Origin of the sequence: Georgenia sp. Z1344 (assembly GCF_049856295.1) — a bacterium.
Lineage (GTDB): Bacteria > Actinomycetota > Actinomycetes > Actinomycetales > Actinomycetaceae > JB111.
On sequence record NZ_JBNDMZ010000026.1, the window covers coordinates 1 to 6134 of the forward strand.

Consider the following 6134-nt stretch of genomic DNA (forward strand, 5'->3'; position numbering starts at 1 on the left):
AGGTGCTCGTGGGTGACTGGGACGGCGACGGCAACGACACGTTCGCCTCGCGTCGCGGCAACCGCTACCTCATGTCCAACGCCCTCGAGGGTGGCTGGGCCGAGATCGAGCAGCACTACGGCCGCTCCGGCGACGAGGTCTTCGTCGGCGACTGGGACGGCGACGGCTCCGACACCCTGGGTGTCCGCCGCTGATCCAGGAGGGATGCGCCCGCCTCGCCCTCATGGCGAGTGAGCGGACGTCCTCTTGACGAGTGAGCGGATTCCGGTCCGACACACATCGAGCGCTCCTCCACCCGATCAGGGTGGGGGAGCGCTCGGTCGTTCACGGGGCGCCATCGGGGATGGCGATATCCGACGACGCCGCATCTCACCTCGAGTGGGTCGCGCACCCGGGCGGGTCGGCCCGGAAGCGCGAGCCAACGGCTCCGGGACGAGCTGCCCTGCCCATCGAACGGCGGAGGGGGAGGGGTGTGCTTCCCGCGCGGATCTGCACATGCCAGTGTCATGAATAGCTTCGCTTCAAATAGCACTGTGATGCATAGTTCCCGCGGTGAACAACACCCCCGCCCCCAGGGGCATCCCGCGAGGAGAGCGACGTTCGTTCACTCGCAGAGGTCGGCGCGTCGCAAGTAACCTTGCGACATGGAGGGTGAGCTGCTCATCATCGCCGACGCCCAGGGGCACCGAGTCTCCGAAACGGCGATCGACCGCGCGCGTCGGTGCCCGATCAGCCCACGCGTCCGGACCCTTTCGGCAAGGTGACTGACGATGACCCGACGTTCCATCGAGGAGATCAAGGCTCGCGCTGACGAGTTCGCGGACCGTTTCGAGAACTATGAGCCTGCGCCCGGCGACGAGGGTGCGCCGCTCCCGCCCGTGTTGGCGGTCAAGCTCGCTGCATGGCGTCGTGGCGTCGCCGAGCGGGAGCTGGCCGATGCGGTGCGCGGTGCCCGAGCGCAGCGACTCTCGTGGCGAGAGGTCGGCGATGCGATCGGTACGACGGGCGAGGCAGCCCGTCAGCGGTACGGAGCGGGCGACGTTAGCGACGAGTGATCGTGGACGGGCGTCAGGCCACCATGGAGAGAATGTGGTCGATCCGTTCGGGGACGAGGACATCGTCGAGGACGAGGCGCGCGAGCCCGTACACGCCGGCGCGCGATCCGAGGGTGCTCGGCACGATCTCGAGATCCCGGGTGGCGAGGGGGAGTGAGCGTCGGTACACCGTCTCGCGAATCCCCGCGATGAGGCTGTCGTCGACGCCGGCGATCTGTCCCCCGATAACGATGCGTCGCGGGTTCACGATGTTGACCAGGTGGCTGATCGACGTGCCGATCACATCCGCTGACCGGCGTACGAGCTCAACGGCGGCTGGTTCCCTCGCCCGAATGAGCTGTACTGCGTCGTCGACGCTCTTGACGTCGAACCCGGATGATTCAAGCTCCCGGACGAACGCCCATCCGCTGACATATGCCTCGAGGCACCCGTAGTTGCCGCATCGGCAGATGGGCGGCGACCCTTCGTCTGAACGGCTCTCGATCGGGATGTGCCCGATGTCCCCGGCTGCGCCGTCGGCGCCGCGATAGATGCTCCCCCGCAGGACCATTCCCGTACCGATGCCGGTCCCCAGCTTGACGAAGACGAGGTCGGAGATCGCCGAGTGGTTGAGGCTCTGCTCCCCGAGCGCCATCGCGTTGGTGTCCTTCTCGACCAGCACGGGGCAAGAGAAGCGATCCTTGAAGAAGGCGGGGATGTCGTAGTCGTGCCACCCCGGCATGATCGGAGGTCGTACGACGCGGCCGAGCTCGTGATCGACGGGGCCCGGAACGTCGAGACCGACCCCGACGACGTCGGCTGGGAGCCGCCCGGTTGACGCGAGCAGCTCATCGAACATCCCACCGATGACGGCAAGGATCGCTTCCGGGCCGCTCGTAATGTCGACCGGCGCCGTCTTCTCGGCAAGGAACGTGGCGCGCAGGTCGCAGACGGCAGCTCGGATGGCTGTGGCGCCCATGTCGGCGATCAGCAGGAGCCCCCAGCCTGCGTTCAGCTCGAATCGTTCGGCGGGTCTGCCGCCCGTGGCCCCCTGAGTATCGGCCGGCCCGAGCAGACCGGAGTCGATGAGAGGTGCGATTCGCGCGTTGATCGCACTTCTCGATAGCCCGGAGTGCCTGGCGACGTCCGACTTGGTCAGTGGGGTCAGGTGGTGCCGAAACAGCTGGTACACCGCCCCAGGGCTGTCGCGAAGCCAGCCCTGAGGAGAGACGTCGGTGTCCATGGTCATGACGCTAGCGCGCGTCGTCGCGCCTCGATGCACGATCACCACCCCCTTATGACGGCGACAGTAACAGAATTGACGTTCGAAGTCAGAAGTGGCAATGTACCGATCGTCGATGCAAGAGCGCGTCGACCCTCACCACAGGAGCTGAGATGACCCGAACCACGCACCGGCGCCGCGGGCAGGCCGTTCTTTCCGGTCTCGCCGTCGCCGCGCTTGCACTGACCGCTTGTTCCTCCGACGATGCGGAGGCCGGTGGCGACGGATCAACCACCTACGTCACCATCATTACGAAGGACCCGGACAACCACTTCTGGACCGCGATGGTCGAGGGTGCCGAGGAGGCCGCCGCTGACGCCGGCATCGAGCTCACCGTTGCGGCGGGTGCTGACCAGTCCGACGCGGATGGCCAGATTCAGGCGATCGAGGATGCGATCGCTCGCGGCGACAGCGCGATCCTGATCGCGAACAACGGACCCGCGGTGAACGATGCCATCGAGCGTGCGCGTGACGAGGGACTGCTCGTCCTCGCGTTGGACACGCCGACCGACCCGGTGGATGCGGTTGACGCAACGCTTGCGACAGACAATTTCGAGGCCGGGCAGTTGATCGGCCAGTGGGCGGCGGGGTCGCTCGACGGAGAGCAGGCCACCATCGCGCTCATCAACCTCTTCGACGACAAGATTGTGTCCGTCGACTACCAGCGTGGTCAGGGATTCCTCGACGGGATGGGGATCGACATCGCGGATCCCGAGACCAACGGCGACGAGTCTGCGACTGGCGAGTACAGCGCCGGCGAGTACGAGATCGTCTGCAACGAGGCGTCGAACGGCTCCGAGGATGGCGGCCGCACGGCGATGGAGAACTGCCTGTCACTGAACCCCGACATCAATGTCGTCTACACCGCGAACGAGACTTCGGGTGTCGGCGCCGTCCAGGCGCTTGAGGCCGCTGGCAACACAGACGCTCTCGTTGTCTCGCTCGACGGCAGCTGCTCCGGCGTCGACTCGGTCGCGGCCGGAGAGTTTGGAGCGGTCGCCCAGCAGTACCCCTTCCAGATGGGGCTGCAGGGCATCGAGGCGGTCGTTCAGTGGCTCGACGACGGGACCCTGCCCGAACCCACCGAGGGATCTGACTTCGTCAACACCGGCACGGCCCTCGTCACGGACGAGGCGGTTGACGGACTCGACAGCATCGACACCACCGAGGGCTCCGAACTGTGCTGGTAAGGAATCCGTTCGAGGAGCGACGCCGTGACCACGACTGAAGCCGAGCCGCAGACAGCGGCAGAGTTCTTCAAGAGTCGAAAGCTCTCCCCACTGCAGAGGCTGCAACAGCTGCTGCACCGGAACCCGACGATAAGCCCGCTCGTCGTCCTGGTCGGCGCGGTGCTCGTCTTCGCGCTGATCAACGACCGATTCCTGCAGCCGAGCAACCTCTCGCTCGTACTCCAACAGGTAGCGATCATCGCGGCCCTTGCCGTCGGCCAGACCCTGATCATCCTTACGGCGGGGATCGATCTCTCGGTCGGTGCCATCATGATCTTCGTCGCGATGGTCATGGGGACGCTGGCCGGCGAGATGGATGTGCCGGGTGGCATCGCCTTCGTCGTCGGCATCGCCGCTGGTGCGGCCGCGGGCCTCCTCAACGGGGTGCTCGTTGCCGTGCTCAAGCTGCCGCCGTTCATCGTCACTCTCGGCACGATGGGCATCTTCACCGCGCTGGGGCTGATGATGAGTGGCGGCCGTTCGATCCGCGGCGACCAGCTCGGGTCCTTCCTCACGTGGACTTCAAGCTCGATCTCGGTCGGTCCGTTCCGGCTGACCGCGGGTGTGCTGCTCGTACTCGTGATGTATGCGGTCGGCGCCTATGTCCTCTCGCAGACCTCGTGGGGACGGCACGTGTACGCCATCGGCGACGATCCTTCGGCTGCGATGCTCGCCGGGATTCGTACCACCCGCACGTTCCTCAGCGTCTACATCAGCGCCGGCGTGATCTTTGCCCTGTCGGCCTGGGTGCTCATCGGACGCGTCGGTGCCGCAACGACGAACTCGGCTGTTGACGCGAACCTGGACTCGATTACCGCCGTGGTCATCGGCGGCACGAGTTTGTTCGGAGGGCGTGGCCGCCTGCTGGGCTCACTGATCGGGGCGCTGATTGTCGGGATCTTTCGCAACGGGCTCTCGCTCGCGCGGGTCGACGTCCTCTGGCAGACCCTGGCGATCGGTGTGCTCATCATCGCCGCCGTAAGCCTCGACCAGTGGATCAGAAGGGCGGGACGGCGATGACGACCACCGACGTGACAAGCGTCGAGACGACGCCAACGCGAACTCCGATCCTCTCTGTCCGCGGCCTGGTGAAGACGTACGGAGCGGTCGTTGCCGCCGACGGGGTAGATCTGGATCTTTACGGGCTCTTCACATTCGAGGGTGTAGTTGGGGTCGGAATCCGCCCGTCTCGAGTAGTGATCGGGCGATGTAATTGGTCAGGTTGCGGAAGCCGAGGGCCGAGCCGCGCAGGTGCTCGAGCCTGCCGTTCATGGCCTCGGTGGGGCCGTTGGACGTGCCGGGCCGGTCGAAGTAGGCGAGCACGTCGGCGGCGCGGCGCTTCAGGGTCCTGCCCAGCTTGCGCAGCTCGGTCAGGGCGGCTGGCACGGTGGAGCTGACGGAGGCGATGAGCTGGGCCATGAGCTGGCGACCATGTGCGCGGTCGGGGACGCGGTAGGCGGCGATCATGCGCTGGTAGACGGCCCAGGCGGCCTCGACCGCTACGTGGGTGTCGCCGTCGAACAGGCCCTCCAGGCGCTGGGACTGCTTCTCGGTGAGCAGGTCGGCGCCGGTGTGCAGGGTCCGGCGGGCGGCGTAGAGCGGATCGCCCTTGCGGCCCCGGTGCCCGCAGGTGTCCTGCTGGACACGGCGCCGGCAGTCATCGAGCGCGTCGCCAGCGAGGCGGACCACGTGAAAAGGATCCATGATGGCGACCGCGTCGGGCAGCTCTTCGGCGGCGGCGGTCTTGAACCCGGTGAAGCCGTCCATCGCGACGATCTCGACCCCGTCGCGCCAGTCCTGCGGCCGGCCCGCGAGCCACTGCTTGAAGGCGTGTTTCGAGCGGCCCTCGACCATGTCCAGCAGCCGGGACGGGCCGGTCCCCTCGCGAACAGCGGTGAGGTCGATGATCACGGTCACGAACCTGTCGCCGCGGCGGGTGTGGCGCCAGACATGCTCGTCGACACCGATGGCGCTGACGCCGTCGAACCGGGTCGGATCATCGATGAGGACGCGGCGTCCTTCGGTCAGGACCGCGGCGTTGGCGGTGTTCCACGAGACCCCCAGCCCCTCGGCGACACGAGCGACACTCAAGTGCTGGCACACGATCCCTTCCAGCGCCCACCGCAACCCGCGGCGGGAGAGCCGAGCGCGCGGCTCGGCCGCGGCGGTCGTGTCCTGACGCCACACGTGCCCGCAGCCCGTGCACCGGTACCGACGCACCCTCACCTCCAGCGTCGTGGGACGCCACCCCAAAGGCTCGTGAGCGAGCTCGCGCGTGACGGTGTCCCGCGCGACGCCCTCGCACCCGCACCGCCGGCACCAGCTGTCCGGTTCGACGACCCTGCAGGCCAGGACCGCCCGACCAGGCTCGATGCGCTGGCCGACGACCTCCAAGCCGAGCTCGTCCAGACGAGCGAACGTGGTCAGATCAGGGCGGGCGAAGGTAGCGTCAGGCACGTCGAGGTCTTCCCGGTGGGTGGCGTGAGAACCCCCATCATCGGAAGACCTCGACCCCTATCTGGACGCTGACACGCCGGCACCTCGCTCACCACCGCGCCAGGCCGTCTACACCCTCAATCCGGAAGAGCC

At 67.1% G+C, this 6134-nt stretch carries 5 protein-coding genes and 1 pseudogene; 4 read left to right on the plus strand and 2 right to left on the minus strand.

The window, feature by feature from the left end:
• Positions 1-194: pseudogene (locus ACPYO6_RS16750) on the plus strand (hypothetical protein); the annotation flags it as partial.
• Positions 195-770: 576 nt separating this feature from the next.
• Complete coding sequence (locus ACPYO6_RS16755; protein ID WP_425715930.1) at positions 771-1055, plus strand: hypothetical protein; 285 nt, start codon at positions 771-773, stop codon at positions 1053-1055.
• A gap of 13 nt (positions 1056-1068) precedes the next feature.
• Here ACPYO6_RS16755 and ACPYO6_RS16760 read toward each other — a convergent pair whose 3' ends face one another.
• Entirely contained in the window at positions 1069-2277 is a 1209-nt protein-coding gene (locus ACPYO6_RS16760) for an ROK family protein (protein WP_425715931.1), read from the minus strand.
• Between the two features lie 152 nt (positions 2278-2429).
• Here ACPYO6_RS16760 and ACPYO6_RS16765 point away from each other — a divergent pair, with 152 nt between their 5' ends.
• Together ACPYO6_RS16765 and ACPYO6_RS16770 are read left to right on the plus strand one after the other, a co-directional pair.
• Positions 2430-3506, plus strand: coding sequence for a substrate-binding domain-containing protein (locus ACPYO6_RS16765; RefSeq protein WP_425715932.1), 1077 nt, complete (start codon positions 2430-2432; stop codon positions 3504-3506).
• Between the two features lie 24 nt (positions 3507-3530).
• Positions 3531-4565, plus strand: a complete 1035-nt coding sequence (locus tag ACPYO6_RS16770; RefSeq protein ID WP_425715933.1) for an ABC transporter permease — start codon at positions 3531-3533, stop codon at positions 4563-4565.
• A 129-nt stretch (positions 4566-4694) separates the two neighbouring features.
• On the opposite strand, the gene ACPYO6_RS16775 is transcribed toward ACPYO6_RS16770, so the two are convergent.
• Positions 4695-6002 (minus strand): ISL3 family transposase, encoded by a 1308-nt coding sequence (locus ACPYO6_RS16775; RefSeq protein WP_425713489.1) that lies wholly within the window; start codon positions 6000-6002, stop codon positions 4695-4697.
• Positions 6003-6134 lie beyond the last annotated feature (132 nt).